The organism is Streptomyces ficellus (assembly GCF_009739905.1).
Lineage (GTDB): Bacteria > Actinomycetota > Actinomycetes > Streptomycetales > Streptomycetaceae > Streptomyces > Streptomyces ficellus_A.
The window spans coordinates 5,172,444-5,189,704 of record NZ_CP034279.1; the positions used below are offsets into that span (position 1 = coordinate 5,172,444).

Consider the following 17,261-nt stretch of genomic DNA (forward strand, 5'->3'; position numbering starts at 1 on the left):
CATACTGCTGGGCCTCGCGCCCGGCCGGCGCCCGGAGGCGGCCCGCAGGGCCCGCCAGCGAGACCTTCGGCAACCGCAGTGCCATGCCCGCAGCCATGGTGCCGCCGTGCCGAAGCGACCCCTGACACGTCTCTTCTCGGTACGGCGGTGCCCGACCGATTGAGGAAATCCATCCCGTGCTCAGCTTCACGATCATGGCGATCACCTTCGGCGTCGTCTTCCTCGCCGAACTGCCCGACAAAACCGCCCTCGCCGGCCTCATGCTGGGCACCCGCTACCGCGCGTCGTACGTCTTCGCGGGCGTGGCCGCGGCCTTCGCCGTCCACGTCGTGCTCGCCGTCGCCGCCGGCAGCGTCCTGACGCTCCTCCCGCACCGGCTGGTCCAGGCGCTGGTGGGCGTGCTGTTCCTGGCGGGCGCGGCCGTCCTGCTGCTGAAGAAGACCGACGAGGAGGAGGAGAAGATCAAGGCCCCGGCCGACCAGTCCTTCTGGAAGGTCTCCGGAGCGGGCTTCATGCTGATCCTCGTCGCCGAGTTCGGCGACCTCACGCAGATCATGACGGCCAACCTCGCCGCCCGCTACGACAACCCGCTCTCCGTCGGCCTCGGCGCCGTCCTCGCCCTGTGGGCGGTCGCCGGAATCGGCATCCTGGGCGGGCGGACGCTGATGAAGTACGTACCGCTGCGGCTGATCACCAAGGTCGCCGCCTGCCTGATGCTGGCGCTGGCGGGCTTCAGCCTGTACGAGGCGCTCGCCCCGTAGGCCCGGCCCGGGGCCCTGCGCTTCAGGCCCCGGTGATGTGGAGGCGGATCGCGCCGCCGCCGTCCGCCTCCACGCGCACGTGCGTCAGGTCGGGCACGTGGACGTCCGGGGCGAACGCGCCGGCGCGCGGCCCGACGCCCAGCACCCGCATCCCAGCGGCGCGCCCGGCCTGGATGCCCGCCTCGGAGTCCTCGAACACCACGCACTCGGCCGGGTCGAAGCCCAGCTCGGCCGCGCCCTTCAGGAACCCCTCCGGGTCGGGCTTGCTGGCGCCCACCCGCTCGGCGGTCACCCGGACGTCCGGCATCCGCAGCCCGGCCGCGCCCATGCGGGCCCGGGCGAGCGCCTCGTCGGCCGACGTGACCAGGGCGTGCGGGAGCGCGGCGACGGCGTCCATGAAGGCGGGCGCGCCGCCGATCGGCACGACGCCGTCCAGGTCGGCGGTCTCCTCGGCGAGCATCGAGCGGTTGTCGGCGTGGTTCTGCTCCATGGGGCGGTCCGGGAGGAGGACGGCCATGGTGGCGTAGCCCTGGCGGCCGTGGACGACCTTGAGGGCCTCCTCGGGGTCGAGCCCGTGGCGCACCGCCCAGCGGCGCCAGCAGCGCTCCACCACGGCGTCCGAGTTGACGAGCGTCCCGTCCATGTCGAGGAGCAGGGCCCGGGCGGTCAGGACGGAAGGGGCGGCCGGCATCGGCGATCTCCAGAGGAGGGGGTGAGGGGGTACGCAGTGGCCCGCCCGCCGGTCAGGGTTTACGGGCGGGACCACTTTGTTCCTCAACGATACAAAGCAGATCCGTCGAACGCCAGTCCGCCCGGCTCGGGCCGCCCTCCGCCGCCCCTCGCGCCCGCCCCCGCCGCCCTCCCGTGTCAGCGCCCCGACGTCTCGGACTCCAGCCACTGCCGGGTCTCCGGGCCGTAGACGCCCCAGTCGTCGTCCCACAGGTCGCGGGCCTCCTGGTACTGGCCGACGCCCCACTCCACGTCGTCGTTGTAGCGGCCGTGCAGCGGGCCGTCGTACAGCCCCGCCTGCCGCAGCCGGTGCTGGAGCTCCGTGACCTCCGGGCCCCGGTCGCCCCGGCTGAGCGTGGGCGCCTGCTCGGGCGGCTGCTCCGCGCCCGGCACCCGGCTCCGGCTGGGCGACGGCGAGGACCCGCCGGCCCCACCGCCCGGCGGGCGGGCCGCCGACGCGGAGGCCGACGACGTCCCGGGTGCGGCGACGGCCAGGGACGCGGAGGCGGTCACCGGCGCGGAGGCGGACGGGGACGCGGAGGCCGACGGGGAAGCGGAAGAGGAGGCGGACGCGGACCCGGTCACCGACGCCGACGGGGACCCCGTGCCCGGCGGGGACGGCGATCCGGTCGGCCGCGACAGCCCCTGGGGCGCCTCGCTGGGCCACCCGGGCGTGCTCGGCACCGCGTCGGGAAGGGCCCGGTCCGTCTCGCCGCCCCCGCCGAAGAGCCCGGCCGCGTAGCCCGCCGCGCCCGCCACCGCGACCACCGCCGCCACGGCACCCAGCACGGCGTACGGGCGGCGGGCACGCGTACGGGACCGCGCCTCGGCCCGGGCCAGCGCCCTGGTCCCGGCCCGGGCGCCGTGCGGCGGGCCCGTGTGCGCCGGCGGCACCAGCTCGGGCTCGAGCGCCACGTACAGCGGCATGGTGCCCGACCCGGCGGCCGGCCCCCACCCCGCGCCCGGCCCCGCCGCCGACCCGGCGCCCGAGTCCGGCGCCGGACCGGACGGGGCGTCGTCCCGCTCCGCCGCCGAGAGGTCCACGTACGGGCGTATGCCCAGCGTGTCCTCCGCGGCGGCGCACGCGCACACGCCGTCGCAGTCAGGACAGAACCGTCCCGGTCTTCCCGTCAATGTGGGCCCCTCCCCTGGAAACTGCGAGCGATTATGCAGCCCCCGGCCGCCGGGGCCACCGCAGGGACCACCGAAGGACCATTCGCCAGGCCCTCCGTCCCCGCTCGGCGGGCCGTATCGGGACGAAGCACCCAGGATGGGATGAGGAAACGAGGGGTACGCGTCCGACCCGCCGCCCGCCCGCCCGTGCATGACGGCCCGCGAGATGACGAGGGAGAAGCCATGGCGCAGGAAGTGACCACCCCGGCCACCGACCCCGCCCCCGGTCAGGGACAGAACCGGCGTGCCGTCCTGGTCGCCATCGGCGCCCTGCTGCTCGGCATGCTGCTGGCGGCGCTCGACCAGACCATCGTCTCCACCGCCCTGCCGACCATCGTCAGCGAACTCGGCGGCATGGAACACCTGTCCTGGGTCGTCACCGCGTACATGCTCGCCTCGACCGCCGGCACCCCCCTGTGGGGCAAGCTCGGTGACCAGTACGGCCGCAAGAAACTCTTCCAGACCGCGATCGTCATCTTCCTCGTCGGCTCCGCGCTCTGCGGCGTCGCGCAGAACATGCCCCAGCTCATCGCCTTCCGCGCCGTCCAGGGCCTCGGCGGCGGCGGCCTCATGGTGCTGTCCATGGCGATCGTCGGCGACCTCGTCCCGCCGCGCGAACGGGGTCGCTACCAGGGTCTGTTCGGCGCCGTCTTCGGCGCCACCAGCATCCTCGGACCGCTGCTGGGCGGGCTGTTCACCGAGCACCTCTCGTGGCGCTGGGTGTTCTACATCAACCTCCCCATCGGGGTCGTCGCCCTCTTCGTCATCGCCGCCGTGCTCCACATCCCCGTCCGCCAGACCCGGCACACCATCGACTACCTCGGCACCCTCCTCATCGCCTCCGTCGCCACCTGCCTCGTCCTCGTGGCGTCCCTCGGCGGAACCACCTGGGCCTGGGGGTCGGCGCAGATCATCGGCCTCGCCGTCCTCGGCGCGGTGCTCCTCGTCTGGTTCGTACGCGTCGAACGGCGCGCCGCCGAGCCCGTACTGCCGCTGAAGCTGTTCCGGATCCGCACCTTCACGCTCGTGTCCGTCATCAGCTTCATCGTCGGCTTCGCGATGTTCGGCGCGATGACCTACCTGCCGACGTTCCTCCAGGTCGTCCGGGGCGTCACCCCGACCATGTCCGGGGTGCACATGCTGCCCATGGTGCTCGGCATGCTGATCACCTCGACCGGCTCGGGCCAGATCGTCAGCCGCACCGGCCGGTGGAAGGTCTTCCCCCTCCTCGGCACCGCCGTCACCGCCCTCGGCCTGCTCCTGCTGCACCGGATGGAGGAGACCAGCTCCGACTGGGAGCTGAGCCTGTACTTCTTCGTCTTCGGCGCCGGACTGGGCCTCGTCATGCAGGTCCTGGTGCTGGTCGTGCAGAACGCCGTCGCCTACGAGGACCTCGGCGTCGCCACCTCCGGCGCCACCTTCTTCCGCTCCATCGGCGCGTCCTTCGGCGTCGCCATCTTCGGCACCGTCTTCACCAACCGGCTCACCGGCAAACTCGAGGCCGCCCTCTCGGGCCGCGAACTGCCACCGGGCGCGGGCCCCGACCAGCTCGCCGCCGACCCGCGCGCCATCGCGCAGTTGCCGCCCGGCCTGCGCCAGGGCGTGCTGCACGCCTACGCGACGTCCATCACCGACGTCTTCCTGTACGCCGCGCCCGTCGTCGTTCTCGCCTTCCTCGTCGCCTGGCTGCTGAAGGAGGACCGGCTGCGCGGCGCGGTCACCGCGCCCGACCCCAGCCAGACCGTGGCCTCCAACCCCGTCGAACGCTCCTCCTACGACGAGTGCGCCCGCGCCCTGTCGGTGCTCGGCTCCCGCGAGGGCCGCAAGGCGATCTACGAGAAGATCACCGCCCGCGCCGGCCTGGACCTCCTGCCCGCGTCCAGCTGGCTGCTGCTGCGCGTACGCCGCCACGGCACGGTGGAGCCGGCGCGGCTGGCCGACACCACGCCCGTACCGATCCGGTTCATCACCGAGGCGGCCCGGCAGCTGGAGGAGCGGCACCTGGTGCGCCGCGAGGGCCTCCAGCTGGTGCTCACCGAGCAGGGCGTGGAGGTCGCCACCCGGCTGGCGCACGCGCGCGAGGAGTCGCTCGCGGAGCTGCTCGGTGACTGGTGGGGCCCGGAGCGGCCCACGGACCTGGTGCAGCTGGTCGAGGAGCTGACGGCCGAGCTGTGCGGCTCCCGGCGCGAGCGGCCACGGGTCGTGGAGGTGCGTCGCGACCACCGCGCCTAGGCGGGTCTCCCGGCCGGGGAGGGGCGCAGCTCCTTGCCGTACCAGACCTCCATGTACGGGCCCTCGCAGTACGCCGGTATCTCGCGGTAGCCGCAACGGGTGTACAGGGCCCGCGCCTCGACCAGGTCCAGGCGGGTGTTGAGCACCATGCGCCGGGCGCCCAAGGCGGCGGCGGCCTCCTCCAGCGCGTCCATCAGGAGCGCGGCGCCCCCGGTGCCGCGGTGGGCGTGGCGGACGAACACACGGGTGAGTTCCGCCCGCTCCGCGTCCAGCATGAGCACCCCGCCGCAGGCGGCGGGCTCACCGTCCGCCCGGCCGACCAGGAACTGCCCGGTCGGCGGCACGAGCCGGTCCAGGCCCTCGTTCAGGATCCCCTCGTCGACCTCGTCCGCGGTGATGGGCCGCCCGTAGTAGCGGCTCGCCACGTCGTCGAAGTAGTCGAACCGCAGAGCGGTGGCTGCGGGACTGTCGTAACGCTCGGGGCGGACGGTCCAGTTGGTGCTCGTCATGGGTCGTCTCTATCCCGGGGCCCGCCGTTTGGCCAACGCTTTTGCGGCAACACGGGCCGTCGAGCAGACACCAAATGAACCCCGACCCCTGGATCGAGGGAAGACAGCATGTCCACTGAGCTGATCGTCATCGCTCTGGTCGTCGTCTTCGTCGCCGTGGTCGCCGCCGTGCTGTACGCGGGACCGGGCAAGGCGGGCGGCCGGCGCGGGCACGGACTGAGGCGGAGGTTCGGCCCCGAGTACGAGCGGGCCGTCTCCCGGCACGACGGTGACACCAAGGCCGCCGAGCGAGAACTGGCCGAGCGCGTCCAGCGCCACGGCGACCTGCGGCCCCGGCCGCTGACGCGGGACGCCCGCGAGCAGTACGTGGCCCTCTGGTCGGGCCTCCAGGAGCAGTTCGTCGACGCCCCGCGTCAGGCCGTCGTGCAGGCCGACCGGCTGCTGGCCCGGCTGGCCGAGGACCGGGGCTTCCCGGCGGCCACCGCGTACGAGGAGCAGGTCGCGGCGCTGTCCGTGCACCACGCCCACCACGTCGACGGCTTCCGCCGCGTGCACCGCGCCTCCGCCGCGAACGGGCAGACCCCGAACGCCGGTACCGAGGAGCTGCGTTCCGCGATGCTGGAGGCGCGCCGCCTGTTCGACGCGCTGGTGACCGAGCACGCCGAGGACCACGCCCGGCACGCCCCGCGCCGTCAGGAGGGCCGCGGTAACCGGTTCCACGCGACGTGGCCGAAGGGGAGTGGTGCCTGATGTCCGCCGAGAAGCCGACCCACACGCCGGCCGGCAGGGCCGACGCCTCGCACGGCCTGCGGGTCCCGCCGCCGCCCGGCCCCACCCCCGAGCACGTGGCGGGCGCCCCGCAGGGCACCGACCCCCGCGCCGGTAACAACGCCCCGCACACTCCCCAGGCCACGCAGGCCCCCCAGGCCCCGCAGGCCCCGCAGGCCCCGCAGGCCCCCCAGGCCGCTCCGGCCGGACCCGGGGCGAGCACTCCGCCGGCCCCCGGCACCCCGCCCGTCACCCCGCCCGTCACCACGCTCGGCGCCGGCCTGGGCACGGACGCAGCCGCCCCGAAGGCACCCACCCCCGCACCCGGCGCCCCGCACCACACCGGCACCGACGCCCACGCCCCGCGTGCCGCGCACGGTTTCCCGGACCGGGCCGGGGGAGACGGCGCCGGTGTGGCCGGGGTGTCCGATCCGCTGGTGGCGCGGAGCGTGCGCGACGGGCTCGGGGAGCGGCTGCAGCGGGCCCTCGCCGGTTTCGTGGACAGCCCGCACCGGTCCGTGAAGGAGGCCGCCGACGTACTGGACGAGGCCGCCGACGAGCTCACGGCCGCTCTGGACGACCACCGCAGCGCCCTGCGCGCGGACTGGGACCCCGACGGCGACGGCCACGGCCCCGGCGACGACCAGCAGCCCGACACCGAGCGGTTGCGCGTCACGCTCCAGGCGTACCGCGCCATGGCGGAGCGCCTGCTGCATGTCTGACGGCGCGCGTGACGGCCGGTCAGGCCGCCACGCGGGCCAGGAGCATTCCGTCGTAGCCCTTCCCGCCGACCGTCTGGATCGCGGTCGCGTCCAGCCGCGGGTCCCGGGCGACCAGGTCGAACAATTCCCGTGTCGCGGTCACCGCCGGGTCCGTCGAGGACTCGTCGGTGACCGCGCCGCCGCGTACGACGTTGTCGACGACGATCAGGCTGCCGGGGCGGGTCAGCCGCAGCGCCCAGTCCAGGTACCGCGGGTTGTTCGGCTTGTCGGCGTCGATGAAGACCAGGTCGAAGGGGCCGGCGCCCTCCTCGGCCAGTCGCGGCAGCGTGTCGAGGGCCGCGCCGGTGCGGATCTCGGCGACCTTGTCCAGCCCCGCCCGTGCGAGGTTCGCGCGGGCGACGTCGGCGTGGTCGGGGTTGTACTCCAGTGAGACGAGCCTGCCGTCCTCCGGCAGCGCGCGGGCGAGCCAGATGGTGCTGTAGCCGCCGAGCGTGCCGATCTCCAGGACGGTCCGGGCGCCCTGCGTCCTGGCCAGCAGGTGCAGCAGCTTCCCCAGCGGCGCGGTGACGCTGATCGCCGGGAGGCCCGCGGCCTCGCTGTCGGCGAGCGCGGCCGTCAGGGCCTCGTCGGCGGGTGCCAGCATGTCGGTGAGGTAGTCGTCCACGGCGGACCATCGCTCTTGGCTCATGCAGCCGAACGTACGTCACCCGGTGGCCGTGGACCGCTCATTACCGGCCGTGTTACTCCCGGCCGAGGGTGACCTGGAGTTCCTTGATGCCGTTGAGCCACGCCGCGCGCAGGCGCCTGGGGTCGCCGGCCGGGCGGAGGCCGGGGAGGCTGTCGGCGATGGCGTTGAAGATGAGGTCGATCTCCAGGACGGCGAGCGACTTGCCGAGGCAGAAGTGGGGCCCGCCGCCACCGAATCCCAGGTGGGGGTTGGGATCGCGGGTGATGTCGAAGCGTTCGGGGTGGTCGAAGACCTCGGGGTCGTGGTTGGCGGAGGAGTAGAAGATGCCGACGCGGTCGCCCGCGCGGATCTTCCGGCCACCCAGTTCGAGGTCGCGGGTGGCGGTCCGCTGGAAGGACACGACGGGCGTGGCCCAGCGGACGATCTCCTCGGCCGTGGTGCGGGGGCGTTCGCGCTTGTACAGCTCCCACTGTTCGGGGTGGGTGAGGAAGGCGTGCATGCCGTGGCTGATGGCGTTGCGGGTGGTCTCGTTGCCCGCCACGGCGAGCAGGATGACGAAGAAGCCGAACTCGTCGCCCGCGAGGTTGCCCTCGTCCTCGGCGGCGACCAGTTGCGACACGATGTCGTGGGCGGGGCACTCCTTGCGGGCGGCGGCGAGGTTCATCGCGTACGAGACGATCTCCATGGCCGCCTCGGTGCCGACCTCCTCGGTGATGGCGTACTCGGGGTCGTCGTAGGCCGCCATCTTGTTGGACCAGTCGAAGATCTTGGCGCGGTCCTGCTGCGGTACGCCGATGAGTTCGGCGATGGCCTGGAGCGGCAGTTCGACGGCGATCTCGGTGACGAAGTCGAACGAGCCGTCGTCGCCCGCGTGCGCCAGGGCCGTCCGCACGATGGAGCGGGCCCGTTCACGCAGGGCGCCCTCCAGGGACCGGACCGCCCGGGGCGTGAAGCCGCGCTGGACGATCTGGCGGACCCGGGTGTGCTCGGGCGGGTCCATGTTGAGCATGATCAGCTTCTGGACGTCGATCTGGTCGCGGCTGATCGTCTCGTTGAACCGGAGGATCGCCGTGTTGGTGTGCGAGGAGAACAGCTCCGGGTGCGTCGACACGTATCGGACGTCGGCGTGCCGGGTCACCGCCCAGTACCCCTCGTCGTCGAAGCCGGAGATCCCGCGCGGCTGGGCGCACCACCAGACGGGGGCGGTCCGCCGCAGGACGGCGAACTCGGGCAGCGGCACGCGGGCCTGGAGAAGGTCGGGGTCGGTGAGGTCGAACCCTTCCGGGAGGGCCGCCGGGAGGGACGGGAGGTGGGGGCAGGTCATCGACGACCTCCATACCTGATGCTCCATCAGAACCTGCCCGCAAGGTAGTAACGGGTTCTACAAGTGGCAAGGGGCGTGCGGGACTCACTTGGTCCGCCGTGGCGTGCACGACCCTTGCGTACCCGGGGTAATCCTCAGCAGACTGACCCGACAACTAGAACGCGTACCAGTTCGTCCGTGGCGGCGCCGGGACGCCTCGCGGGCGTGCGAGGAGAGGACGAGCTCATGGCCGCGGAACCCGTCATCGTCGAAGCCGTACGCACCCCCATCGGAAAACGCTCGGGCGCACTCGCCAACCTCCACCCCGCCTACCTGCTGGGCGAGACGTACCGGGAGATCCTCGGACGCACCGGCATCCACGCCGACTGCGTCGAACAGATCGTCAGCGGCACGGTCACCCACGCCGGTGAGCAGTCCATGAACCCCGCCCGCACCGCCTGGCTCGCGATGGGCCTGCCGTACGAGACCGCCGCGACCACCGTCGACTGCCAGTGCGGGTCCTCCCAGCAGGCCTCGCACATGGTCGCCAACATGATCGCCTCTGGGGTCATCGACGTCGGCATCAGCTGCGGCGTGGAGGCCATGTCCCGCGTGCCGCTGGGCAGCGGCTCCAAGCACGGCCCGGGCAAGCCCTTCCCCGACGAGTGGAACGTCGACCTGCCCAACCAGTTCGAGGCGGCCGAGCGCATCGCCCGCCACCGGGGCCTCACGCGCGAGCGGGTCGACGCACTCGGGCTGCTGTCCCAGGAGCGCGCCGCCGCCGCGTGGGCAGAGGAGCGCTTCAAGCGCGAGACGTTCGCCGTCCAGGTGCCCACCACGGAGGACGAGCAGCGCGAGGGCCAGGGCATGTGGCGGCTCGTCGACCGGGACGAGGGGCTGCGCGACACCAGCGCGGAGGCGCTCGCCCGGCTCAAGCCGGTCATGCCGACCGCCGTCCACACCGCCGGCAACTCCTCGCAGATATCCGACGGCGCCGCCGCCCTGATGTGGGCGTCCAAGCGCATGGCCCGCGCCCTGAAGCTCAAGCCCCGCGCCCGCGTCGTCGCCCAGGCGCTGGTCGGCGCCGACCCCCACTTCCACCTCGACGGGCCGATCGACGCGACCCGCGCCGTCCTCGGCCGGGCCGGGATGTCGCTCAAGGACATCGACCTGGTCGAGATCAACGAGGCCTTCGCCTCGGTGGTGCTCAGCTGGGCGCAGGTTTTCGACCAGGACCTGGAGAAGGTCAACGTGAACGGCGGCGCGATCGCCCTCGGCCACCCGGTGGGCGCGACCGGCGCACGGCTCATCACCACCGCGCTCCACGAACTGGAACGCTCCGACAAGGAGTTCGCCCTGATCGCCATGTGCGCGGGCGGCGGGCTGGCCACCGGCACCATCATCCAGCGCCTCTGAACCGCGGCGCCGACACCAGCACTCCGAAGCCCGCGTGCGGGCCGGGTCAGGTCCTCGGGGCGCTCTCGAAACCGGTCCGCGCGTCGAACGCCGCCCGCCGGGTCGCCCGGCGGAGGGCCCGCAGGACCGTCGACCCGATGGTCGTCACCAGGACGACGGTGAGCACCGCCCGCCCCAGGTCCCAGCCGAGCGACGTCGCCGCGCAGTACGCCACGAACCGCACCAGGTTCTCGTGCACCGGGTCACCGGGCTGGAACGAGATGCCGCTGCCCATCCCCTGGAGGGTCACCCACCCCTGGAGGTTCATCACGGTCCCGTACGCGAACGCCGCCACCGCCCCGTACAGCGACAGCATCAGCAACTCGGCCCGGCCCCGCACCGCCACCGGACCCGGCAGCAGGCCCGCGCCCATCGTGAACCAGCCCATCGACAGCATCTGGAACGGCATCCACGGCCCCACCCCGCCGGTCAGCAGCGCCGACGCGAACATCGTCACCGCGCCCAGCACGAACCCGAATCCCGGGCCGAGGACCCGGCCGCTCAGCACCATCAGGAAGAACATCGGCTCCAGGCCCGCCGTGCCCGCGCCCAGCGGCCGCAACGCCGCGCCGACCGCCGCGAGCACGCCCAGCATCGCCACCGCCTTCGCGTCCATGCCGCAGTCGGCGATCGTCGCCACCACCACCGCCACCAGCAGCGGCAGCAGCACCGCCAGCAGCCACGGCGCGTCCTGCGAACGGCCCGCCAGCACGGACGAGCCGTCGCTGAGGAGCGGCCAGCCGAAGGCGACCACCCCGATGGCGCTGATCAGGACGAGCGCGGCGACCGACCGCGGACCGAGGCGCACCGGGCGGCCGCTCACAGGACCGCCTCCACCTGCGAGACGGTCAGCCACGGCCGGGGCGCCAGGATCTTCGCCACCTGCGGGGCGAACGCCGGGGAGGAGACGACGACCTCATGGGTGGGGCCGTCCGCGACGGCCTCCCCGTCGGCGAGGATCACCACCCGGTGCGCCAGTTCGGCGGCCAGTTCCACGTCGTGCGTCGCCATCACGATGGCGTGCCCGTCGGCGGCCAGCCCCTTCAGCACCCCGGCGAGCCGGGCCTTCGCCGCGTAGTCCAGGCCCCGCGTCGGCTCGTCGAGCAGCAGCAGCGGTGGCCGCGCCGTCAGCACCACCGCCAGCGCCAGGGCCAGCCGCTGCCCCTCGGACAGGTCCCGGGGGTGCACGTCGTCCGCCACACCCGGCAGCAGCTCCGACACCAGCGCCCGGCAGGCCCCGGGGACGGCGCCCGCGTCGGCGTCGGCGGCCGCGCACTCGGCGGCCACCGTGTCCGCGTACAGCAGGTCACGCGGCTCCTGCGGGACCAGCCCCACGTGCCGGATCAGCTCACGCGGCGGTGTGCGGTGCGGCACCCGGCCGCCCACCAGGACGCTGCCCGACGCGGGCTCGACCATCCCCACCAGAGCGCCCAGCAGCGTCGACTTGCCGGCGCCGTTGCGGCCCATCAGCGCCACCGTCTCCCCGGCGCGCACCGCCAGCTCCACGCCCCGCAGCGCCTCCACCCGGCCGCGCCGCACCGCGAGGGCACGCGCCTCGGCGACGGCGTCCCCGCCACCCGCGCCCCCGTCGCGACGGCGCAGCAGCCGGCCCAGCCCGCCCCGCGCACCGGACGGCTCCGCGGCGCCACCGCCAGCGGGCGCCGGCCGCACCACCTCACCGGGCGCCGGGGCGCGGCCCTCCAGCCGGTCCCGCAGCCCGCCCGCACGGCGCCGCGCGTCCCGGACCGACAGCGGGAGCGGGTCCCAGCCCGCCAGCCGGCCGAGGGCGACCACCGGGGGGTGCACGGGCGAGACGGCCATCACGTCGGCCGGCGCGCCCAGGACCACCGGGGCGCCAGGGCCCGGCAGGAGGGCGACCTGGTCGGCGTACTGGACCACCCGCTCCAGCCGGTGCTCCGCCATCAGGACGGTGGTGCCCAGATCGTGGACCAGCCGCTGGAGGACCGCGAGGACCTCCTCCGCGGCCGCCGGGTCCAGCGCCGACGTCGGCTCGTCCAGCACCAGCACCTTGGGGTGCGGGGTCAGCACCGACCCGATCGCCACCCGCTGCTGCTGGCCGCCCGACAGCGTCGCGATCGGCCGGTCCCGCAGGGCCGCGAGACCCAGCAGGTCCAGGGTCTCCTCCACCCGGCGGCGCATCACCGCGGGCGCCAGGCCCAGCGATTCCATGCCGTACGCCAGCTCGTCCTCCACCGTGTCGGTGACGAAGTGCGCGAGCGGGTCCTGGCCCACGGTGCCGACCAGGTCGGCCAGCTCACGCGGCTTGTGCGTACGGGTGTCACGGCCGTCGACGGTGACCCGGCCGCGCAGAGTGCCGCCCGTGAAGTGCGGGACCAGGCCCGGCACCGCGTTCAGCAACGTCGACTTGCCCACCCCCGAAGGGCCCACCAGCAGCACCAGCTCACCCTCCGGCACGGTGAGGTCGACACCGTCCAGCGTCGGCCTGGCGGCGTCGGCGTACGTCACCGAGACGTTCTCGAACCGGATCACACGGACTCCTTCGGCAGCGGGGCCACGAACGCGGGCAGCAGGCCCACCAGGACGGACAGCGCCGGCCACAGCGGCAGCTCCGGCGCGGCGAGCGGGACGACTCCGGGGTGCAGCGCCGCCGTGCCGGCCGCGGTCACCAGGGCCGCGACCGCCACCCCCGACCCGGCCACCAGCCAGGACCGCACGCCCCACCGGTCGGGCCGGTAGCGGGTGCGGACCGAACGGCGGCCGCCCAGCCGCAGCGCCGCCAGCACCATGACCACCCCCGCGCCGACGAGCGGCACCCCGTACGACTCCCCGGACGCGGCCAGCAGCCCGTACGCGCCGACGCACACGGCGAACAGGCCGCCCAGCGTCAGCACCGTCGTGGTGTGCCGCACCACCGGCGGCACCGGCGCGGTACGCCCGTACCCCCGCGCGTCCATCGACGCCGCGACCGCCACCGACCGCTCCAGCGCCCCCTCCAGCACCGGCAGGCCCACCTGGAGCACCGCCCGCACCCCGCCCGTGGGCCGCCCGCGCAGCCGCCGGGCCGTCCGCAACCGCGCTACGTCGGACACCATGTTCGGCGCGAACGTCATCGCGACCACCACCGCGACCCCCACCTCGTACAGCGCGCCCGGCAGCGACTTCAGCAGCCGCGCCGGGTTCGCGAGCGCGTTCGCCGCGCCCACGCAGATCAGCAGCGTGGCCAGCTTCGCCCCGTCGTACAGCGCGAACAGCAGCTGCTCGGCCGTCACCCGGCCGCCGATCCGCACCCCCTGCGCCCAGTCGGGCAACGGCACCTCCGGCAGCGTGACCAGCAGGTGCGTCCCGGGGATCGGCGAACCCAGGAACACCGAGAACACCAGCCGGACCACCAGCACCGCCAGGCCCAGCTTCACGAACGCCCCGTACGAGCGGGCCCACGGCGCGTCGGTGCGGCGGGCCGCCACCACGTACCCGGCCACCCCGACGAGCAGGCCCAGCAGCAGCGGGTTCGTGGTGCGGGACGCGGCGGCCGCCAGGCCCAGCGCCCACAGCCACCAGGCACCCGCGTGCACGGCGTTGGAACGGTTCGCCTCGGGTGCGCGCAGCCCGGCCGGGCGGGGGCTCATCGGCGACGGCGGCGGGCCTGCCACACCCCGGCGGCGCCCAGCACGACGACGGCGGCCACACCGGTGACGACGCCGGCGGACGGCCCGGGTTCCAGGTCCATGACGGGGTGCGGCGCGGGCGGGGGAGACGGCGAACCGGTCGGGCTCGGCCCACCGGGCGTCGCCGCGACCTGCTCCCCGCAACCGGTCCTCGGATAGCCGGAGATCCCGCAGAGCAGCGCATGGTTGTCGTACCGCAGTGGCTTCGCGACCTCCGCGAGGGCCTCCGCGGCGGTCGCGTCGGCCCGCACCCGGGCGCACGCGGCGCGCGGGGCGGGCGGCTGCCCGGACCCCTCCGGGGCGTCCGCCGCCGTGCCGGGGTCGATGACCACGCCGACGCGCTTGGTGCCGTCCTTCGCGGGCGTCGACGCGCAGATCGCGGCGAAGTCGGGTGCCCGGCGAGGCCGCTGGGCGTCCTGCGAGTCGGCGCTCACCGCGAACCGGTAGCCGTTGACGTCACCGTCGCCGGGCCGGGCCGTGGCCGGGCCCTGCGTGGCGTACGTCCAGCCCTTCCCGTCGCTCTCCCAGAACGACCAGTACCGGTAGCCGGCCGCCCCGGCCGGCCCGGCGAGGCCGAGCAGCACGGTGCAGGCGGCGAGCAGCAGGACGAGGAGGCGGGAGGAGGACCGGGTGCGCATCACCGCTGCCGGTTCCGGTTGCGGCCGCTGAGCAGGAAGCCGATGCCGATGCCGGCGACCAGGAAGATCGCGACGACCAGCCACACGCTGAAGCCCTCGCTCTCGCCCTCCGCCCCGTTCGGCTCGGCGGACTCCTGCTCCTTCTCCTTGGTCTCCAGGGGGGCCGCCTTCGGCGCCGGGCCGGTCGCGTTCAGCTGCCGTACGAGGTCGGCGCCGCCGAAGTCGCGGGCGTCGGCGCCCAGGGTGTGGGCGGCCAGGATCAGCTGCGCGTAGGCGGCCGGGCCGCTCTCCCTGGCCCAGGCCGCGGAGTTCTTCTCCAGCCACGCGAGCGCGCCGGCCGCCTTCTCGCCGTGCCCGGCGGCACCGACGGCGATGACCGCGTCGGCCGTGTTGCCGAAGTCAGGCTGGGGCGCGGTGGTGGCGGCGCCGGGCATCGGCGGCAGGTCGAGGTGGCCGCTCCTGGCCAGGGCGCCCGCCAGGTAGGCGGCGCCGTTGCGGGCGGCGCGCTCGGCGGTCGGCGTGGCCGCGGGCTTGGCCGGGGTCTCACAGGTCGGCTTCTGCTCCGGCTTCACGCCGCGCGCCTGGAGGTCCTTGCCGAGCCCGGCGAGGACGGCGGCGGCGGTGGCGTCACCGTTCGCGACGAGCGCCCCCGTCTTGGGGTCGGGCTGGTAGGCGAACGCGCCCGCGCCCTGCTTGGCGTCACAGGGGATCGCGAAGCGGACCAGCGCGTCGTACGGGGTCTTCCCGCCCTTGGAGGTGATGTCGCCGGGCCGGTGGCCGGTCGCGGCCAGCGCGCTGACGACGATCGACGTCGAGTTGGCGTCGCTCGGCGAGCCGGGGTTGTAGCCCCAGCCGCCGTCCGGGTTCTGCACGCCCTTCAGCCAGGCGGCGCCCGCGCCGATGGCCTTGCTGACCGGGTCCTCGCCGGGCTCGTCCGTCTCGGGCTTGTCCACTCCGGACAGGGCCTGGACGGCGACGGCGGTGGCGTTGGTGTCGAGGACCGTCTTCGGGTCGCAGGTCTTCGCCGGGTCGGGGCGGTAGGACGCGAAGCCGCCGCCGTCGCACTGCTGGCCCATCAGCCAGGACACGGCCTGCCGGTTCGGCTCGACGCCGGACACCTGCTGGGCCATGAAGGCGAGCGACTGCCGCCACACGCCGTCGTACGTCGGGTCCTTCGTCCCGTAGAGGCCGGCCGGGAGCGCGGGGGCGGGGGAGGGGGCCGGCGACGGCGCCGCGTGGGCGGCCGGGGCACCGCCCGACAGCAGGACGGCGGCTGCGGCGAGTGCCGCGGCGGCGCCGCGGCGGACGCGAACGGTGGTCATGGCGTGGGTGGCCTCTCCTGCGGGATCCGGGGACCGGCACGCGAAGGGCACCAGGCTCCGGCTCCGTATTCCTCGACGGTGCCGGTCACCGGAGGTAGGTCCCGGCGACACGAGCCGAACACGTGCACGTACGGGGCATTCCGGCTCACCGCCGACGGGGCGGTCTCACGGCTGCGTGGTCAGCGCCGGATTCGCACCGGCTTCCCCCCGTACGGGCATGATGACGACGCGCTCACTCTACCGGCGGGTCAGGACGGGTCACACGCGACGTACGTCACGGGGGCGCTGCCCGGCACCGGCTCGGCCCGGCCCTGCTTCACCAGGTGCCGCAGGTGCGCCTCCGCCTCCGAGACGGCGATGGTCCGCGAGCCGTACGGGATCCGCGCCCAGGGGCGGTTCCACTCCATGCGTTCGGCGAGCTGCCACGGGGTGAGCGGGGTCTCCAGCAGCGCCAGCAGTCCGGTGAGCCGCTCCTCGTGGTGCGCGAGCAGCTCCGCCACCCGTGCGCCCGCGCCGGTGAAGGCGTGCTGGTGCGCGGGAAGGACCTCGGCGGCGCCGAGCCGGGCGACCCGCTCCAGCGAGTCCAGGTAGTCCCCGAGGGGGTCTCCCAGGCCCGGGCCGGCGTCGTCCGGGTCCTCGTACAACCCGATGTGCGGGCTGATGCCGGGCAGCAGGTGGTCGCCGGAGAAGAGACGGCCGCGCCCGGGCAGGTTCGCCGGGTGCGCCTCCTCCAGGTGCAGGCACACGTGGCCCGGGGTGTGGCCGGGCGTCCACACGGCGCGCAGCCGGCGGCCGGGGAGGTCGAGGAGCTCGCCCGCGCCGATCTCCCGGTCGGGCAGCGCGGGCCGCGGCAGCGGGTAGTCGCCGGGCCGGGCGGCCCGCAGCGGGGCCGTGTGCGAGGCGGGCGCGCCCGCGCCCTCCAGCTTCGCCTCCAGGTAGCCGCGCCAGGCGCCCGGCTCGGCCTCGCGGGTGCGGCGGACGACGGCGATGTCGGCGGCGTGCATGGCGATCCAGGCGCCGGACGCCTCCCGGACGCGGCCGGACAGCCCGTGGTGGTCGGGGTGGTGGTGGGTGACGAGGACGCCCTGGACGTCCCGCACGGAGGTGCCGAGGGCGGTGAGCCCCTCGCACAGCTCGGCCCACGAGCCCGGATCGTCCCAGCCGGTGTCGACGAGGACGGGGCCGCGGTCGGTGTCGACGACGTGGACGAGGGTGTGGCCGAGCGGGTTGTCCGGGATGGTGACCGCGACGCTCGCGACGCCGCCACCGTGCTCGTACACCCGCGGTGCTGGTGGCATGGGACCTCATCCTCCC

General features: G+C 74.6%; 16 protein-coding genes and 1 riboswitch. Of the genes, 5 read left to right on the top strand and 11 right to left on the bottom strand.

Going from position 1 to position 17,261, the window contains the following annotated elements:
- Window positions 1-176: 176 nt before the first annotated feature.
- The gene (locus EIZ62_RS23185) at window positions 177-761 is read left to right on the top strand and encodes a TMEM165/GDT1 family protein (protein ID WP_156694619.1); all 585 of its coding nucleotides are present in this window, start codon (window positions 177-179) and stop codon (window positions 759-761) included.
- Between the two features lie 22 nt (window positions 762-783).
- Here the strand turns inward: EIZ62_RS23185 and EIZ62_RS23190 are convergent, their stop codons facing one another.
- Window positions 784-1,452, bottom strand: a complete 669-nt coding sequence (locus EIZ62_RS23190; protein WP_156694620.1) for an HAD-IA family hydrolase — start codon at window positions 1,450-1,452, stop codon at window positions 784-786.
- Between the two features lie 176 nt (window positions 1,453-1,628).
- Entirely contained in the window at window positions 1,629-2,624 is a 996-nt protein-coding gene (locus EIZ62_RS23195) for a peptidoglycan-binding domain-containing protein (protein WP_156694621.1), read from the bottom strand.
- Between the two features lie 222 nt (window positions 2,625-2,846).
- Between EIZ62_RS23195 and EIZ62_RS23200 the strand changes: the two genes are divergently transcribed.
- Window positions 2,847-4,895 carry an MDR family MFS transporter gene (locus tag EIZ62_RS23200; protein WP_156694622.1) on the top strand — a complete coding sequence of 683 codons (2,049 nt, stop codon included), beginning with the start codon at window positions 2,847-2,849 and terminating at the stop codon, window positions 4,893-4,895.
- Here the strand turns inward: EIZ62_RS23200 and EIZ62_RS23205 are convergent.
- Complete coding sequence (locus EIZ62_RS23205; protein WP_156694623.1) at window positions 4,892-5,404, bottom strand: GNAT family N-acetyltransferase; 513 nt, start codon at window positions 5,402-5,404, stop codon at window positions 4,892-4,894. The genes EIZ62_RS23200 and EIZ62_RS23205 overlap by 4 nt on opposite strands.
- Before the next feature lie 108 nt (window positions 5,405-5,512).
- Between EIZ62_RS23205 and EIZ62_RS23210 the strand changes: the two genes are divergently transcribed.
- Both EIZ62_RS23210 and EIZ62_RS23215 read left to right on the top strand, forming a co-directional pair.
- Window positions 5,513-6,154, top strand: coding sequence for a hypothetical protein (locus EIZ62_RS23210; protein WP_156694624.1), 642 nt, complete (start codon window positions 5,513-5,515; stop codon window positions 6,152-6,154).
- Complete coding sequence (locus EIZ62_RS23215; protein WP_156694625.1) at window positions 6,154-6,894, top strand: hypothetical protein; 741 nt, start codon at window positions 6,154-6,156, stop codon at window positions 6,892-6,894. Before EIZ62_RS23210 ends, EIZ62_RS23215 begins: the two co-directional genes overlap by 1 nt.
- Window positions 6,895-6,913: 19 nt before the next feature.
- On the opposite strand, the gene EIZ62_RS23220 is transcribed toward EIZ62_RS23215, so the two are convergent.
- Both EIZ62_RS23220 and EIZ62_RS23225 read right to left on the bottom strand, forming a co-directional pair.
- A complete protein-coding gene (locus EIZ62_RS23220; protein ID WP_156694626.1) occupies window positions 6,914-7,582 on the bottom strand; it encodes an O-methyltransferase in 669 nt (222 codons plus the stop codon).
- 52 nt (window positions 7,583-7,634) lie between these two features.
- Window positions 7,635-8,906 (bottom strand): cytochrome P450, encoded by a 1,272-nt coding sequence (locus tag EIZ62_RS23225; RefSeq protein ID WP_156694627.1) that lies wholly within the window; start codon window positions 8,904-8,906, stop codon window positions 7,635-7,637.
- A 225-nt stretch (window positions 8,907-9,131) separates the two neighbouring features.
- Between EIZ62_RS23225 and EIZ62_RS23230 the strand changes: the two genes are divergently transcribed.
- Window positions 9,132-10,301: a steroid 3-ketoacyl-CoA thiolase gene (locus tag EIZ62_RS23230; protein ID WP_156694628.1), complete on the top strand. Its 1,170-nt coding sequence runs from the start codon at window positions 9,132-9,134 to the stop codon at window positions 10,299-10,301.
- 46 nt (window positions 10,302-10,347) lie between these two features.
- Here the strand turns inward: EIZ62_RS23230 and EIZ62_RS23235 are convergent, their stop codons facing one another.
- From EIZ62_RS23235 to EIZ62_RS23260, 6 genes are all read right to left on the bottom strand, one after another.
- A complete protein-coding gene (locus tag EIZ62_RS23235) occupies window positions 10,348-11,163 on the bottom strand; it encodes an ECF transporter S component (protein WP_156694629.1) in 816 nt (271 codons plus the stop codon).
- Window positions 11,160-12,851, bottom strand: a complete 1,692-nt coding sequence (locus EIZ62_RS23240) for an ABC transporter ATP-binding protein (protein WP_156694630.1) — start codon at window positions 12,849-12,851, stop codon at window positions 11,160-11,162. Before EIZ62_RS23240 ends, EIZ62_RS23235 begins: the two co-directional genes overlap by 4 nt.
- Window positions 12,848-13,948 (bottom strand): CbiQ family ECF transporter T component, encoded by a 1,101-nt coding sequence (locus EIZ62_RS23245; RefSeq protein ID WP_156694631.1) that lies wholly within the window; start codon window positions 13,946-13,948, stop codon window positions 12,848-12,850. The genes EIZ62_RS23240 and EIZ62_RS23245 overlap by 4 nt, the downstream gene beginning before the upstream one ends.
- Entirely contained in the window at window positions 13,945-14,625 is a 681-nt protein-coding gene (locus EIZ62_RS23250; protein WP_156694632.1) for an SCO2322 family protein, read from the bottom strand. Before EIZ62_RS23250 ends, EIZ62_RS23245 begins: the two co-directional genes overlap by 4 nt.
- Window positions 14,625-15,947 carry an SCO2321 family membrane protein gene (locus EIZ62_RS23255; RefSeq protein WP_156694633.1) on the bottom strand — a complete coding sequence of 441 codons (1,323 nt, stop codon included), beginning with the start codon at window positions 15,945-15,947 and terminating at the stop codon, window positions 14,625-14,627. Before EIZ62_RS23255 ends, EIZ62_RS23250 begins: the two co-directional genes overlap by 1 nt.
- A gap of 133 nt (window positions 15,948-16,080) precedes the next feature.
- A riboswitch (cobalamin riboswitch) is annotated at window positions 16,081-16,154 on the bottom strand.
- A gap of 41 nt (window positions 16,155-16,195) precedes the next feature.
- Entirely contained in the window at window positions 16,196-17,245 is a 1,050-nt protein-coding gene (locus EIZ62_RS23260) for a Strvi_7410 family MBL fold metallo-hydrolase (protein ID WP_156694634.1), read from the bottom strand.
- Window positions 17,246-17,261 lie beyond the last annotated feature (16 nt).